Source organism: Xanthomonas massiliensis (assembly GCF_900018785.1).
GTDB classification, from domain to species: domain Bacteria; phylum Pseudomonadota; class Gammaproteobacteria; order Xanthomonadales; family Xanthomonadaceae; genus Xanthomonas_B; species Xanthomonas_B massiliensis.
This window is the reverse complement of sequence record NZ_FCOY01000007.1, coordinates 989,585-1,004,419: the sequence shown is the minus strand read 5'-3', so window position 1 is coordinate 1,004,419 and position 14,835 is coordinate 989,585. Positions and strand designations below refer to the sequence as shown.

17 protein-coding genes are annotated in these 14,835 nt (G+C 71.5%); 8 read left to right on the top strand and 9 right to left on the bottom strand.

Annotated elements, in window-relative coordinates; genetic code table 11:
• Positions 1-561: 561 nt before the first annotated feature.
• From BN3794_RS16485 to BN3794_RS14575, 4 genes are read right to left on the bottom strand one after another with little or no spacing between them, the layout of a single operon-like run.
• Positions 562-1,023, bottom strand: coding sequence for a hypothetical protein (locus BN3794_RS16485; RefSeq protein WP_147675797.1), 462 nt, complete (start codon positions 1,021-1,023; stop codon positions 562-564).
• Between the two features lie 36 nt (positions 1,024-1,059).
• Positions 1,060-1,506: a DUF6644 family protein gene (locus tag BN3794_RS14585; protein WP_066098441.1), complete on the bottom strand. Its 447-nt coding sequence runs from the start codon at positions 1,504-1,506 to the stop codon at positions 1,060-1,062.
• Positions 1,507-1,516: 10 nt separating this feature from the next.
• Positions 1,517-2,008: a hypothetical protein gene (locus tag BN3794_RS14580; RefSeq protein WP_066098439.1), complete on the bottom strand. Its 492-nt coding sequence runs from the start codon at positions 2,006-2,008 to the stop codon at positions 1,517-1,519.
• 12 nt (positions 2,009-2,020) lie between these two features.
• On the bottom strand, positions 2,021-2,473 hold the full coding sequence (locus BN3794_RS14575) for a DUF6152 family protein (RefSeq protein WP_066098437.1): 453 nt from the start codon (positions 2,471-2,473) through the stop codon (positions 2,021-2,023).
• 350 nt (positions 2,474-2,823) lie between these two features.
• Between BN3794_RS14575 and BN3794_RS14570 the strand changes: the two genes are divergently transcribed.
• The 4 genes from BN3794_RS14570 (at position 2,824) to BN3794_RS14555 (ending at position 6,817) form a co-directional block, all read left to right on the top strand.
• Positions 2,824-3,294 (top strand): hypothetical protein, encoded by a 471-nt coding sequence (locus tag BN3794_RS14570; RefSeq protein WP_147675796.1) that lies wholly within the window; start codon positions 2,824-2,826, stop codon positions 3,292-3,294.
• 337 nt (positions 3,295-3,631) lie between these two features.
• Positions 3,632-4,876, top strand: a complete 1,245-nt coding sequence (locus BN3794_RS14565; protein ID WP_066098433.1) for a TlpA family protein disulfide reductase — start codon at positions 3,632-3,634, stop codon at positions 4,874-4,876.
• Between the two features lie 77 nt (positions 4,877-4,953).
• A complete protein-coding gene (locus BN3794_RS14560; protein ID WP_147675795.1) occupies positions 4,954-5,895 on the top strand; it encodes a hypothetical protein in 942 nt (313 codons plus the stop codon).
• 10 nt (positions 5,896-5,905) lie between these two features.
• Positions 5,906-6,817, top strand: a complete 912-nt coding sequence (locus BN3794_RS14555) for a hypothetical protein (protein ID WP_147675794.1) — start codon at positions 5,906-5,908, stop codon at positions 6,815-6,817.
• Between the two features lie 235 nt (positions 6,818-7,052).
• On the opposite strand, the gene BN3794_RS14550 is transcribed toward BN3794_RS14555, so the two are convergent.
• Positions 7,053-9,173 (bottom strand): phosphoglycerol transferase I, encoded by a 2,121-nt coding sequence (locus tag BN3794_RS14550; protein ID WP_066098427.1) that lies wholly within the window; start codon positions 9,171-9,173, stop codon positions 7,053-7,055.
• A gap of 234 nt (positions 9,174-9,407) precedes the next feature.
• Between BN3794_RS14550 and BN3794_RS14545 the strand changes: the two genes are divergently transcribed.
• The 3 genes from BN3794_RS14545 to BN3794_RS14535 are packed head-to-tail and all read left to right on the top strand — an operon-like array spanning position 9,408 to position 11,364.
• Positions 9,408-10,325, top strand: coding sequence for a DUF808 domain-containing protein (locus BN3794_RS14545; RefSeq protein ID WP_066098425.1), 918 nt, complete (start codon positions 9,408-9,410; stop codon positions 10,323-10,325).
• A 3-nt stretch (positions 10,326-10,328) separates the two neighbouring features.
• Positions 10,329-10,676, top strand: a complete 348-nt coding sequence (locus BN3794_RS14540) for a YnfA family protein (protein WP_066098422.1) — start codon at positions 10,329-10,331, stop codon at positions 10,674-10,676.
• A 52-nt stretch (positions 10,677-10,728) separates the two neighbouring features.
• A complete protein-coding gene (locus BN3794_RS14535) occupies positions 10,729-11,364 on the top strand; it encodes an NAD(P)H-binding protein (protein WP_066098420.1) in 636 nt (211 codons plus the stop codon).
• Positions 11,365-11,367: 3 nt separating this feature from the next.
• Here BN3794_RS14535 and BN3794_RS14530 read toward each other — a convergent pair whose 3' ends face one another.
• Positions 11,368-12,141 (bottom strand): SDR family NAD(P)-dependent oxidoreductase, encoded by a 774-nt coding sequence (locus BN3794_RS14530; protein ID WP_066098418.1) that lies wholly within the window; start codon positions 12,139-12,141, stop codon positions 11,368-11,370.
• A gap of 303 nt (positions 12,142-12,444) precedes the next feature.
• Between BN3794_RS14530 and BN3794_RS14525 the strand changes: the two genes are divergently transcribed.
• Positions 12,445-12,792, top strand: coding sequence for a DUF6172 family protein (locus tag BN3794_RS14525; protein ID WP_066098416.1), 348 nt, complete (start codon positions 12,445-12,447; stop codon positions 12,790-12,792).
• A 671-nt stretch (positions 12,793-13,463) separates the two neighbouring features.
• Here the strand turns inward: BN3794_RS14525 and BN3794_RS14520 are convergent.
• From BN3794_RS14520 to BN3794_RS14510, 3 genes are all read right to left on the bottom strand, one after another.
• A complete protein-coding gene (locus tag BN3794_RS14520; protein WP_066098413.1) occupies positions 13,464-13,847 on the bottom strand; it encodes a VOC family protein in 384 nt (127 codons plus the stop codon).
• A 201-nt stretch (positions 13,848-14,048) separates the two neighbouring features.
• Complete coding sequence (locus BN3794_RS14515) at positions 14,049-14,282, bottom strand: helix-turn-helix domain-containing protein (RefSeq protein ID WP_066098411.1); 234 nt, start codon at positions 14,280-14,282, stop codon at positions 14,049-14,051.
• Between the two features lie 7 nt (positions 14,283-14,289).
• Positions 14,290-14,784, bottom strand: coding sequence for a DUF2975 domain-containing protein (locus BN3794_RS14510; RefSeq protein ID WP_160330934.1), 495 nt, complete (start codon positions 14,782-14,784; stop codon positions 14,290-14,292).
• Between the last annotated feature and the right edge of the window lie 51 nt (positions 14,785-14,835).

Genomic DNA, 14,835 nt, shown 5'->3' with positions numbered 1-14,835 from the left:
GTGCCGACATCGACACCCACGCCGGCGCGGAAGATCGCCAATGGCACCGGCATCACCGGATGGCGAACCATTCCGTGCGAAACGGGCGCCCACGGCCTCGTGCCGGTCGCGAGCGTGTCCCGGTCCGGTGCACGTGTGCCGCAAGAAGCATCGACATCGCCGCCGCGAAGACGGTGGCCGGCTGCACAGGGAGCCGCATTGCGGGAATGCACGCCGGGCACGAGGCATTCCACCGAGAGCCCGATCGCGCCGCGGCCCTGCAGGTGCGGCCTCGATTCCTGCCGCCAGCGTGCGCAGCCATCACTGCGGGCGTGTCCTGACTACAGGTGTCCAACGAAGGTTCGGCGGACCGCGCGCGACGAGCCAGGATGGAAATGATCGCCATCGACGCCTTCGTCGGGTTCGCCGGGCAGGCGCGAGGCATGCCGGCAGTGGATGCAGCTCGTGGCCCGCCATCTGTCACGAATCGGCCGGCATCCTGCGCCTGAAATCCATGGCTGCCGACGCTGGTTTCCGGCAGGCCGGCATCGAGCGGGTCGGCGAGGTCGAAAGCGGCCGAACCTAGAAAGTCACCGACGTCCCACATCGTAGGTGCCCTTGCGCCAGTGCGGGCTTTTTCTCGACCAGTTCGGAAACGAGGAAGTCGAGGTCGGTATGGCCGCAACCGTGGGAGGGCATGTTGACCGGCACGGCATCGATGCGGGTGGCGAAGTCGCCGCCTTGGTCCAGGTTGAAGCCACGCAGGAAATACCGGTTGGCCTTGCCGCCGCGGCATGCGGGGTGGCGACCATGCCGGGCACGGATGCCATCGGCTCGCCGGTACACAGCCCTGGCCAGTCGGCGACGTGCTGTGCGCGGACACGCGTTCGGATGCGGAGACGGCGATGCCGACCAGGTGGGCCGGGTGGCCGGCCCCCTTGAGCCGGTCGAGCGCGGTGGGTTATCCGGTGGGGCCTTGTCGATATCGGCATCGGCAGGCCGCCTGCCGGCATGGGCGTCCAGTGCCGCCAGGCCCAGCAGCACGCCGGCGTACCGCGCGGCCCTTCCTTTCAGGTCCGGTCAGAGCAGTCCGACCGCGCGCCCGCAGATCGCGGTGCCGAACCACAGCAGCAGGGCGACCAGGGCGAAGGACTTCAGCGGCCGCCGCTGCACGACGAACTGGGTGAGTACCGCCAGCAGCAGCAACAGGGCCTTCAGCTGGAACGCGGGGTTGACGTAGTACTTCAGCGGATCGGCCACGAACAGCCAGGTACCGGTGGCCACGGCGATGGCCAGCCCGGCCAGCAGCCATGGCCGCAATGCGCGGGCGACGCGGTGCTGGCCCGCGGCGCGGATGCCCACGCCCAGCACCCGCAGGTCCACCAGCAGCGACGTGCCGGCGAGCAGGGCGATGCCGATCAGGTGCGCCGCCATGAAGGCGCCGAACCACAGGTAGTTGGCCTCGTTGAAGGATTGCGAGAGCGAGGTGTGCGCGAGCCACTCGACGAAGGGGCGGGGGGAGATCATCGGGACCGGCTCAGAAGATGAAGGCGATCAGGCGCCCGCAGACCAGGATCGACGCCCACAGCGCCAGCGAGGTTCCCCCGGCGATCCGCGCGCGCAGCGGCGGTACCGCCAGCGTGTCCCATTGCGGCCGGTGCCGGGCGAACGCGAGGTGCCAGGTGCCGATGTTGATCGCGGCCAGGACCAGCAGGGCGAACTTCGCCACCAGCATCGGGTTGCTCCAGATCGTCTCGGCCTCGGACAGGAACAGCAGGATGCCGCTGGTGAACGCCAGCGCCGCGCCGACGAAGGTCAGCGGCAGGATCGAATGGCTCAGCCGGCCGATGGGCACTTCGGGGAACACCTTGCCGAGCAGGCGCAGATCGACGACGGCGATGCTGCCGAGCAGCAGGATCACCCCGACCACGTGGGTCACGTCCAGTGCCGGATACAGGTACAGCGACTCGCGCACGTACGTGCTCAGCGGCAGGGCGTAGAGCCACTCGAACAGGGCCGGGGTCGTCATCGCGGCGGCGGCTCAGGAGGCCTTGCCCGGCTTCTGCGATTCCGCCTCGGCGCCCTTGCCCTTGTCGCCGGGGCCGCCGTCGCCGGGGGTGCCCCCATTGATGACGCGGCCGTCGGGCAGGGTGACGAGGCGGCCGTCCACCAGGTAGGTGCCGGGCTTCTTGGTCAGGTAGCCATCGACGATCAGGGTGTCGCCGATCTTGACGTCGCCGTTCTGGAAGCCGCGCCGCGACAGGGCACCGGGACCGGCGCCTTCCACCGACCAGTTGTGCACGCTGCCGTCGCGGCTGACCACGTCGATATGGAAATAGGTGTGCGGGTTGGTCCAGTCGATCTTGGTCAGCTTGCCCTTCAGCCGCACCGGCTTGTTGGCGTCGTACAGCGCGGCGAAGGAATGGTGCGCGAGGGCCGGGACGGACGACAGCAGCAGGCCGAGCAGCACGACGCTGGACAGAGCTTTCTTCATGGCGAACGAAGCCGTGGCGGGGAGGGAAGGACGGTGCACATGGTGGACAGCGGGCAAAACGCCAGCCAATAACCGCCGGTTGTGTGCTCATGTCGCGGCGGAACTTTTGCCCGCCGATCGCGGCCCGGAGAATCGCCCCCGAAGCGCAGCCGGGCTGCGCCGCAACGGATGATTCCCGCTTGAGCGCCAGACATCGTTTCGTGCTTGCCGGCCTCGGCCTCGTCCTGTCCGCGGGCGGGTGCACCGCGCCGCCCGCGCCGTCCTCGACCGGGCAGGCGCCTGCGCCGGCGGCGGAGGGGCCGGCCGCGGTCCGTCCGCCCGCGCCGGCCGCGTTGCCGGTCGAACCGCTGGTGACGTTGCAGGACCTGATGGTGAACGAGGTGGACTACTCGGCCGACCGCATCTGGGACGCGAGCGGGCAGGTGATCGATGCCCACGGCAGCCGCGACCTGCGCCCCAGGACGGATGCCGAATGGGCGCAGCTGCGCCACCACGCGGTGGTCCTGCTGGAGGCGACCAACCTGCTGGTGATCCCGAACCGGAAGGTCGCCGCGGTACCGTTCCCGTCGGACGGGCCGGGGGTGAACAGCTCCGAGGAGATCCAGCGCCAGATCGATGCCAATCGCATCCAGTTCAATGCCTACGCGCTCGCCCTGCGCGCGGTCGCCCGGCAGGAGCTGGAGGCGATCGACAGGCACGACGCGGACAGGCTGTTCGCGCTGGGAAACGACATGGACAGCGCCTGCGAGGCCTGCCACAAGGCCAACTGGTACCCGCACGAGGTGGTGCCCGATCCACCGGCGAACCCGCCGGCGCCGTGATCGCCTGCGGCCCCGCGCGGCCGCTCTCTCCTGCGGCTACCCGCCCGCGGTCGGCACGCGATCCCGGCCGCCCTCCCGGCATGCGCGACCGGCGCCGGTACGGCGGCCCGGGCGCCGGGGCATTGCCCGCAGCGATGGCCGAGCGGATCCGGGGACCTATCCCACGCGCCACGGCATGGCGGCACCGGGCCAGCCGCCTGCCTTCCGCCGCTCCGGGGCGTTGCCCATCACCGGCCGCCGCTGCCGCCGGAAGGCATGAGCACATGAGCGCATGACATTTGTCGCCGCTCGCGCCTGTACCCAGCATTGCAGCTTCGTTCACACCGGATCCTCCCCCATGCGCCTGGTTTCGCTCGCATCGTTGCTGCTGGCCCTGCCGACACTCGCCTTTGCGGCCACGCCGGGCGCCGCCGACTGGGTGGGCCGGTGGCAGGCCACGGCCGACAACGGCAGCGTCCACATTCCGTTCCGCTACGAGATCGTCGACGGCAAGGACGGCCTGGTCGGCAACTTCTACAACGGCGACGAGCCGATCGCCTCGACCGCGGCAAGGCTCGACGGCGACCACCTGCAGCTGCGCTACGACGCCTTCGACCGGGTGCTCGACCTGGTCCACCGCCCGGACGGCAGCCTGGACGGCACCTATGCCGCGGTGAACGCGAATTCCAAGGCGCCGCGCTGGAAGATCGCCGCCAAGCGGGCCGGCGCCGAGGTCGCCGCCGACAGCGGTGCGCCGGACATCGACGGCCTGTGGGTGATCCCGGCCCAGTCCAGGAAGGCCAACGAATACGCCTGGCGCTTCATCGCCCACCAGGAAGGCGGCAAGCTGAGCGCATCGGTGTTGCGGGTCGGCGGCGATACCGGCGCGCTCACCGGCACATGGAAGGACGGCCAGTTCGAGCTGGCCAATTTCTCCGGCACCCGCGCGGCGCTGGCCACGGTCAGGCCCGCGCACGACGACCAGGGCAACGCGACGCTGGACGTGGCGCTGTCGGACCGCACCGGGTTCGTCCATTACGTCGCCTACCGTCCCGACGTCGCCAGGAAGCTCGGCCTGCCCGACGTGCCGGACCTGGCCGCGCATACGGGCGTGCGCGACCCGGACGAGGTGTTCGCCTTCAGCTTCAAGGACCTGCAGGGCAACCTCGTCTCCAATACCGACGCGCGTTTCAGGCACAAGGTGCTCCTGGTCGACGTGAGCGGCAGCTGGTGCCCGAATTGCCACGACGAAGCGCCGTTCCTCGACGAGCTGTACCGCAAGTACCACGCGCAGGGCCTGGAGATCGTCACCCTCGATTTCGAGGACGAGGACGAATATGCCGACCCGGCGCGGCTGCGCGCCTTCGTGGCCCGCTACAAGCCGCCGTTCCCGGTCCTGCTGGCCGGCACCACCGACCAGGCGCAGGAGAAGCTGCCGCAGGCGGTGAACCTCGATTCCTGGCCGACCACGTTCTTCATCAACCGCCAGGGCAAGGTCGCGCACGTGCACAGCGGCTTCTCGGCCAAGGCCACGGGCCGCTTCAACAGCGACGTCCACAAGGAATTCGAGGACCAGATCCAGGCGTTGCTGGCGCAGAAGTGAGCCCGCGCCCTCCCTCCCGACCCACGCCGAGGCATCCCATGTCGTGCAAATCCCCCCGGTCGCCGCTCGTGGCGGGCGTGCTGCTGGCCCTCGCGTTCAGCGCGCAGGCGCAATACCGCGACGAAGCCAGGCCCGACGGCATCACCGCGCAGTCCAGGAAGATCCTGCTCGGCCAGCCGTACACCGGCGCCGCGGAACCGACGCCGCGGCTGGCCGATGGCCATCCCTCGCTCAACGGCGTGTGGAAGCTGCTGCACGAGGACGGCAAGCCCGACGGCAACCTCGCCAAGGACCTGCCCGGGCTGCAGCTGCCGTACACCGCCAAGGGAAAGGCCCAGCGGGATGCGAACTACGCGCAGATCGACCCGGAGGCCCGCTGCATCATCACCGGCCTGCCGCGCGCGCTGACCCAGGTGTTCCCGTTCGAGATCGTGCAGACCCCGCGCCGGGTCGCCACGCTGAACCTGTTCGGCTGGCACCGCTGGATCTGGACGGACGGGCGCGAGCCGCCGGTCGATCCCGATCCGCGCTACACCGGCAACGCCGTCGGGCACTGGGAAGGGGACACCTTCGTGGTCCGCTCCAGCGCCTTCCACGACAGCAGCGAGGGGCGGGCATGGCTGGACGACAACGCCAACCCGATTTCCGCCGGCGCGGTGCTGGTGGAGAAGTACACGCGGCCGGACAAGCACCACCTGGACCTGGAGCTGACCTATACCGACCCGGTGTACTACCGCGAACCGGTGCGCTACACGCGCCACTACGTGCTGGCCCCGGAAGGCGAGGCCCTGCCGCAGGTGTCGTGCGAATGGAACACCGAGTGGGTCGTGACCAGCCTCGAGCCCGGCCCCGGGAAGATCGCCGCCGACGGCAACCGTTATTTCGGCCCGGACCGGCAGGACGTGCCGGACTGGCCGATCGGCTCTGTGTACGACCCGACCCGCGCGACCGGCTACTGGCTGTACCGCAAGAACAAGCCGAAGCCGTCGGACCTGCCGGCCGACGCGCAGACCAAGTGAGGACGAGGCGATGAAGACCACGACCCGGAACGTTCTCGCCTTCGCCGTGCTCGCCGTGCTCGGCGGCAACGGCCTCGCGCAGGAAAAGGACACCAGCGGTCGCGGCAGCCGCGCGCCGGCGGACGCGTCCGACGAGGACCTGTTCAAGCCGCTGGACTACAAGGGCCCGCCGCTGCCGGCGCCGCGCCTGGCCGACGGCCATCCCGACCTGAGCGGCTACTGGCAGGGGCAGCGTGACAAGAGCAAGCCCGGCGGCAACTTCGGCAAGGACTATCCCGGCTTCATCCTGCCGTACAGCGAACTGGGCAAGCGCGCGCTGCTCTACAGCCAGAACCACACGCCCGACCCGGAGGCGATCTGCACCCCCGGCGGCATTCCCCGCCACGATGCCAGCGGCCTGCCGTTCGAGATCCTGGCCACGCCCGAGCGCTTCGTCACGTTCTACCACTACACCACCCACCGCACCGCGGTGGTCGGCCCGAAGCGCGCGCTGCCCGCGAATCCGGCACCGAGCTATTTCGGCACCAACGTCGCCTACTGGGACGGCGACACCCTGGTGGTCCAGACCGAGGGCCTGCGCGATTCCAGCATCGACAGGATCTGGCTGGACGAGAACGGCAACCCGACCAGCGGCACCACCACCGTGGTCGAGCGCTGGTCGCGCCCGGACTACCACCATCTGAACGTGCAGGTCACGGTCACCGACCCGAAGTACTACCGCGAGCCGATCCATTTCGACCGCACCTGGAACTTCGGCGGCGACGACCGCGGCCTGGGCGAATACTCCTGCAACGAGAACAACATCGACGCCGAAGCGATCGGCCCGGGTGCCGGGGTGATCGGCCCGGACGGCAACCGCGGCTACGGCAACGACAAGCCGCTGCCGAAGGAACCGCCGGGCCCGGAAGCCTACGATCTCTGAGGTACGCCCCGGGATTCAGGCGGCCTGCGCGCCCCGATGAACCGGCGACAGCGCACGTGTCCCTGGGTGGAGGTGGGCCGCCGGGATGCGCAGGGACCGTGCGCGCCTGCATTCGCCAGCGAAGCCTGACGAGCGCTCGCCCGGCGCCAGCAACACCGGTGTGACGGATCGATCCTGGCGGTGGTAGAGCGCCGCTCGATCGGGCGGCCCGGCCGGATCCGGGCCGCCCGCAAGATCACGACAACGGCCCGCGCGGACGGCTGCCGGTACGCACCAGCGCATAGTCGTCCACGGCCAGTTGTTCGTTGAGATCGAGCCAGGCCTGGATTTCCAGGTCGTCCACGTCGCGGTCCAGCGACAGCGGCATGACGATGCGGCCCTCGGTGTCGGGATAGACCCATTGGCGTGCGAGCACGGCGCGGTCGCGGCCGGATACGGCCTCCAGCCAGAAGGCCCGCGCGGGACGGTCGCGTGCCTGCACGCGCAGCACGTACTGGCCGGCACGCATGCTCTTCTCGCGCCGGGCCACGACCAGGGCGCGGCGGATGCGCTCGTTGGCGGGCACGTTGACCGCATCGCCCGCATTGGCGTCCACGCGCACGCCCTGGCGCAGCGCGGCGTCGTGCACCAGGCGCGTGCCGTGCCGCGCGTCGGCGAGCAGCGCGCACCATTCGTCGGTGTCGTTGGCGTCGTCGAAGGCGGTGCAGCGGTCGACATAGGCCAGCGGTCGCCGGTGGTCGGCGCGATTGAAGCGGCCGAGTGCGTCTTCCAGGGTCATCGAGCGGATGGCGCCGCGCTCGTCGTATTCCAGCAGCACGGGCGGGCGTACCTGCTGGCGGCCGACGACGATGCGCTGTTTCTCGTCCAGGCGCAGCACGGGGTCGGGCGGGCCGGTCCACAGGCTGCGGGCGAAGGCGAGGTAGCGGCGGTAGCCGATGTCGTCGGCGGCGTAGGCGGCGGCGCTGATGCCGGTGCGCTGCGCGTCGGGCAGCAGCAGCGAGCGGCCGAAGCCGAGCGCGGTGACCTGCGGGTCGATCAGGCCCAGCAAGGTCGCGCCCGAGTCCAGGGTGGTGCCCTGCGCGATGCGCTGCTGGTGCGGGGCGACGCCCGGCGCCAGGAACAGCAGCAGGTTCTCGCGCTGCATGCCGGCGAGTACCTCGCTGAGGTCGTTGGGCATGGCCAGGTGGTCGGAGGCGACCACGATCACGGTGTTGTCCGCCCACGGGCTGCTGCGGATGCGCTCCACCAGGCGCGATACCAGCCGGTCGCTGCAGTTGAGCGCGTTGAGCAGGCCGATGTCGCCGTGGCGGCTGCGGTAGTGCGTGCCCTTGCACGCCACCGGCAGGTGCCCGGCCGGATGGTGGGTGTCCATGGTCAGCGTGGTGAGCATGAACGGCTCGCCCCGGCGCGAGAGCTGCTGGAAGCGCCGCCAGGCGGCATCGAGCAGCACGTCGTCGTGCACGCCCCAGGCCGAGAAATGGGTGCGGCCCACGCCCTGGCGCCGGAACCAGGCCACGTCGTCGACCTCGTCGAAGCCGTGGCTGGCGAGGAAGGCGCCCTTGCCGGCGAATTCGCCGGCGGCGCCGCCCAGGTAGTGGTTGCGGTAGCCCTGCTCGTGCAGGTAGTCGCCCAGGCACCGGGCCTCGGGCAGGAAGCGGCCCATGCGGCCCATGCTGTTCTCGTCGCCGCGCGCGGTGGTCAAGGGCACCCCGCACATCGAGGAGACCAGCCCGGCGATGGTCCAGCCGCTGCCCTCGGCCGAACCGATGCCGCGGAAATCCAGCGCCTGCGCGGCCAGCCGCGTGAGGTTGGGCATCAGCCCGGGGAAGGTGGCCTCGTCCAGGTAGGTGCGTTCCAGGCTCTCGCCGTAGATCCACACGATGTTGGGCCGGCGCGACAGGGGCTGCACCGGCTGCACGTAGTCGGCCGCGATGGGGGCGTAGTCCACCGGCTGCAGCTGGTGGTACAGGCGCTTGCCGTCGCCGTACAGCGGGCTGCAGCCGATCGCGGCCAGGAGCGAGAGGGCGAAGCCGGCCGCCACCGGCGCGCCGCGGCCCGGCGGCAGGCGCCGGCGCAGCAGCGGCGCCAGCAGCGGCAGCAGCGAGGCGGCCAGGAGCGCCACGTAGGCGGCGATCACGCCGCGGAAGTCGGCCAGGCCGGTGCCCTCCATGTCCGCGCTCAGGTGGTAGAGGGTGGCGGCGTTCAGGCCGTCGCCGCTGAGCCGGTCCAGCAGCCACCACGAGTTCAGCGCCACCAGCAGCAGCGAGAGGGCCGCGGCCTTGGGCCAGATCCAGCGCCGCGAGGCCAGCGTCAGGCCCAGCAGGGCCAGCAATGCAACAACCAGTATCCAGTTCATGTCGGTCGCCTATCCGGTTAGGGAAGGGCAGGCGTGCACGAGCACGTCACCTGCCGGATGGGGCCGCCACGGTGTGCAACACCATGACAATCACGTGACAGCAGCATGCCTGCACGAAGCTGACTGAAATGTTTTCCGTGACGGGTATCGCGTTCCCGGTCCGCGCGCTGCGCGCCTGGCGGACGGGCCGATGGGCGACAATGCGCGGCCCCCACCCTCGCGGAACGTTCGTCCATGGCCGGCGCCAGCCTGTTCACCCTGCTCGACGACATCGCCTCGCTGCTCGACGACATCTCGGTCCTGACCAAGGTCGCGGCCAAGAAGACCGTGGGCGTGCTGGGCGACGATCTGGCGCTCAATGCCCAGCAGGTCACCGGGGTGCGCGCCGACCGCGAGCTGCCGGTGGTGTGGGCGGTGGCCAAGGGTTCGCTGCGCAACAAGGCCATCCTGGTGCCGCTGGCGCTGGCGATCAGCGCCTGGCTGCCGTGGCTGGTGATGCCGTTGATGATGGTCGGCGGTGCCTACCTGTGTTTCGAGGGCGTGGAAAAGCTGGCGCACCGCTTCCTGCACCCGGCGCAGGACGAGGCGGCCCGCCGCGCCGAACGCCTGCAGGCGCTGGCCGATGCCGGCACCGACCTGGTCGCGATGGAGAAGACCAAGGTGGCCGGCGCGATCCGCACCGATTTCGTCCTCTCGGCGGAGATCATCGTGCTGGCGCTGGGCGTGATCCCGGCCGGCACCGCGTTCGTGGAGCGCCTGGCGGTGCTGGTGGCGGTGGCCCTGGCGATGACCGTCGGCGTCTACGGCGTGGTGGCGGCGATCGTGAAGCTGGACGACCTCGGCGCCTGGCTGCTGGACAAGGGGCGGGCCTCGGCACGGCTGGGGCGCGGCATCCTGCGCGCGGTGCCGTGGCTGATGAAGGGCCTGTCGGTGGCCGGTACCGTGGCGATGTTCCTGGTCGGCGGCGGCATCGTGGTGCACGGCGTGCCGGCGGTCCACCACGCCATCGGCGACACGCTCGGCCGGGTGCTCGCGGGCGGCATCGCCGATGCGCTGGGCGCGGTGATGGTGGGCCTGGCGGTCGGCACCGTCGTCCTGCTGGCGGTGCAGGCCTGGCAATGGCTGCGTGGCCGCGCCGGCGGGGGCCATTGAACGATGACGGTCCTGTTGCCCGGGCTGGTCAAGACCCTCGGCCTGTTCCTGGCCACCGCGCTGGCCGAGATCCTCGGTTGCTACCTGCCCTGGCTGTGGCTGCGCCAGGGCCGCTCGGCCTGGCTGCTGCTGCCGGTGGCGGCGAGCCTGGCGCTGTTCGCCTGGTTGCTGACCCTGCATCCCACCGCCTCCGGCCGCACCTATGCCGCCTATGGCGGCATCTACATCTGCGTGGCGCTGCTGTGGCTGTGGGCGGTGGACGGCGTGCGTCCGGCCGCCACCGACTGGCTGGGCATGGGGCTGTGCCTGGCCGGCATGGCGGTGATCATGGCCGGCGCGCGCGGGCATTGACGCCACGGCCATACGCGGCATCATCGGGCCAGGGACAACGCGGGAACATTCGATGAAGGTCATGCTACTGGGCGCCACCGGCCTGGTCGGCAGCCATGTGCTGCGCCAGTTGCTGGACGATCCGCGCTGCACGCAGGTGGTGGCGCCGGTGCGGCATGCGCTGGCGCAGGCGGAGGCGAAGCTGCTGGCGCCCGTGGTCGATTTCGAGGCGCTGCCCGCCGAGGCGGCCTGGTGGGCGGTCGATGCGGTGGTCTGCGCGCTGGGTACCACCCGGGCCAAGGCCGGCAGCCGCGCCGCCTTCCGCCATGTCGACCACGACTATCCGCTGGCCTGTGCGCAGATCGCGCTGCGCCACGGTGCGCGCATCTTCGCCCTGAATTCGGCCAAGGGTGCCGATACGCAGTCGCGGTTCTTCTACAGCCGGGTCAAGGGCGAGCTCGAACGCGACCTGTGCCTGCTCGGGTTCCCTTCGCTGACGCTGGTGCGCCCGGGGCTGATCGGCGGCGAGCGCCACGAGCGGCGGCGCGCCGAGCGTGCCGCGGCGGCGCTGCTGCGCGCGCTGGGGCCGCTGCTGCCGCGCGGCTTGCGCATCGATCCGGCCGCCCACGTCGCCGCCGCGCTGGTGCAGGCGGTGCTGGCGCCGCGCGACGGCGTGCACGTGGTCGATGCGGCGCAGCTGGCCGGTTGAGGGTCAGGCGCCCAGCGACTGCCCGCCGTCCACCGCCAGCACCTGCCCGGTGATCCAGCATGCCTGCGGCGAGGCCAGGAACAGCACGGCATGGGCGACGTCCTCCACCGCGCCGAAGCCGCCGAACGGGATGCTCGCGCGGATGCCGGCGTACAGCGCCGGCGCCTCGTCGCGGCGGCGCTCCCACAGCCCGCCGGGGAACTCGATCGAGCCCGGCGCGACGGCGTTGACGCGGATGCGCTCGCGCGCCAGTTCGGCGGCCAGGGTCACCGTGTAGTAGTTCAGCGCGGCCTTGGCAGTGGAATAGGCCATCGCGCGCGGGGTGGGACGCGTGCCGTTGATCGAGCTGATGTTGACGATCGCCGGATCGGTGCCGCCGCGCAGGTGCGCCAGCGCGGCGCGGTTGCAGCGCACCGCGGCCATCAGGTCGACCTCGAAGCCGGCGCGCCAGCTGGCGTCGTCGCGGCCGTTGCCGTAGCCGGAAGCGTTGTTCACCACCACGTCGAGGCCGCCGAGCGCGCCGGCGGCGGCCTCGACATAGGCCTGGATCTGCGCCGGGTCGGACAGGTCGCAGGCCAGGCGATGGACGGGATGCCCGTGGGCGGACAGCGCGTCGGCGGCCTGTTCGAGCCGGTCGCGGCCGCGCGCGCAGATCGACACCCGCGCGCCGGCGCGGACGAAGGCCTCGGCGATGGCGTAGCCGATGCCGCGGCTGGCGCCGGCGACGAGGACGCGGCGGCCGGCGAAGGCGCCGGGGATCGGGGAAGACGCGGTCATGGGATGCCTCGGCGGCCGGGAAGCCGCGATTGTAGTGGCCTCCGCCGGCCCGGCCGGGCCGTCCGGGCGCCCCGAGGTGCCGGCGCGTTTTCGTCAGCGCGGCCTGTCGCCGCGGCATCCATCCCGTGTCCGCGGGGATGGGCGCGTCCTCTGCGCCGGCGGCGGTGCGGCAGCAGCGTTCGATCGACACTGGCGCGCAATCCGGCGGCCCCGGCCTCATCATGGCGCGCATGCGGACCGCGAGGCCGGCGATGCCGCCCGCCGCCGGACCGGCCACTTCACTTCCTGCCTGGACGAAATCCCGTGAGAAAGACCTACCAGCTCGACATCGAGGGCAAGCACCGCGACCGCCTGCTCGAGGCCAGCAAGCACGACATCCGCCGGTACCTGCGGCGCGAGCGGCGCAAGGCCCTGCCCGCCGGCGCCGACTTCTGGGATTTCGACGTGCGCGTCGGGGCCGACGAGGCCGATGCCCGTGCGGTGGACGTGGCCGGGCTGATCCCGGCCGTGGATGCGCTGGTGGCCGCGGCCCACGACCGGTTCTACGTCGAGATCCTCAGCCGCCCCGCCAAGCGCCGGCCGCGCCCGGCGGCGGACGCGGTGAGCCAGGACGTCGAGGACGACGGTGAGGACGACGGCGAGGAGGACTGAAGGGCCGCGGTGGGATCGGACGTCCGGGAGGCCGTAGCGGATGCGGGGTTTCCCGCGCCGATCCCCTGCGCCTGCGCCGGCGGGCCGGCGCTCGCGCGCATGCGGATGGCGCGCTTCGGACAGCAGGTGGGCGCATCGCGGCAGCCGGTCGTGTTGCGTTCGTCCGAACGGATCGTCCCCGTCGTCCGGACCGGCTGCAGGACCTTCGGGCGCGCGCCCGCGCCCGCCTGATCGTGGCTGGGCCGCCCGCGTCCTGGCCACATGCGGTCGGCGTGCGAGGACACGCCGGTCCGGCGACCGGCTGTGGATCGCCCCGGGGCGCTGAGCCGGGCCGTCGCGGCCCCTGCCGGAAGTGCGTTGGCTGCCGCGGGAAACGCGCCGCCGCGCGGCGGCCGGCATGCCGTACCCCGCGACGGGGCATGGCCGGATCCTGCGCCGGCGCAGGTCGTCCGCCAACGCGCGTCGGCTTGCGCGGTCCAGCCCGGCGACGCTTCCGGGCGGGCGTGGGTGCGTCGTAGCCGTCGAACGTGCGATCCGGCCGACATATCGTCACGGCGTGCCGATCGGCCGCACGCCCCTTCATTCCGTGGAACCGGACGCCGCCGGTGCCCGGCCGAGGCTAGATGCCCGCGTCGCGGCCGCGCCTGGCCGGCAGGGACATGGCGGTGTCCCTATTCCCAGGTGTTGGGCTCGGCGCCGCGCTCGGGGTGCTTCATCCGCACCACGCAGAAACGCTGGCCGCTGGGCGCTTCCATCACCCACCAGCGCTTGACGAAGCCGATGCGCCGGGCGCCGAGGGCCTCCAGCCGCGCGGCCTCGGCGTCGATGTCGTCGGCCTCGATGTCCAGGTGCACGCGCGAGGGGTGCTCGACCTGCTGCACCTCGATGTTCAGCGCCGCCGGCGCGCCGCTCAGCTCCGTGTAGCGGGCCGCGCCCTCGGCGTAGGTTTCCCCGCGCGGCAGGCCCAGCGCCTGGCTCCAGAACGCGGCGGCGGTCTCGTGGTCCTCGCCCTGGCAGTCGATGATGAAACCGGCCAGGCGGCTGCGGTGGCTCATGGCGGTGCTCCGTCGAAGGCGTGGCCGAGTGTAGCGCCGCCGTGCCGGCCCCCTTGCCGCGACGCAGCGCCCGCCCGTGATCCGGGAACAGCGCAAGAACAGGCGGGGAAGCCGGACGAAGTCCACGGCGTCACGTGGCGTCATCCGGCATCGGCGAGGGCGGCCTGCCTGGAAGCCCCGCCGCGGTAGCCGGATCGCCGGTCACGGGACATCGGCCCCCGGCCCGTCGTCGTCGGGTTCGTAGGCCAGCAGGTCGCCGGGCTGGCACTGCAGGTACTGGCAGATCTTCGACAGCGTCTCGAAGCGGATGCCGCGCACCCGCCCGGACTTGAGCAGGGACAGGTTCGATTCGGTGATGCCCACGTGCTGGGCCAGTTCGCGCGAGCGCACCTTGCGCAGCGCGAGCATCACATCCAGGCGTACGACGATGGCCATGCGCGCCTCAGACGATCGCGTGCTGGTCTTCTTCGAGGCGTTCGGCCTCGGCGAAGAAGCGTGCCACCAGCCACAGCACGGCGCCGACCAGCAGCGCCAGCAGGTCGGCGGCATCGAAGTGCACCACGAGGGCATCGCCGTGCGGGGCCAGCACGGCGGCGAGCAGCGCCGGCACCACGCCGTGGACCAGCATCGCCAGCAACAGCAGCGTGGCGAAGCGGCCGAAGCGGCGGCTGGCCTGCGGCGGGAACAGCCGCTCGGCGCGCACCTGCCCCAGCAGCACCGCCAGCGGATGCAGCGCGGCGGCCACCAGCAATCCCTGCGCGATTGCCAGTGCGCTGGCCCAGGCCAGCGGCAGGCCGCCGGTATCCAGGATCGTGCCGCCGGGGCCGCCGCCGCCGCGCCAGGCACCGGCCACGCCGCTGGCGGTCAGCAGCAGGGCCAGCGCCACGCCCAGCCACAGCACCCAGCGCAACCGCCGCGCGGCCCGGGCGAGCCGCATTGACTTTTCCGTATTGTGCATATTAATTTCTGTTTTACAGAAAACAATTTT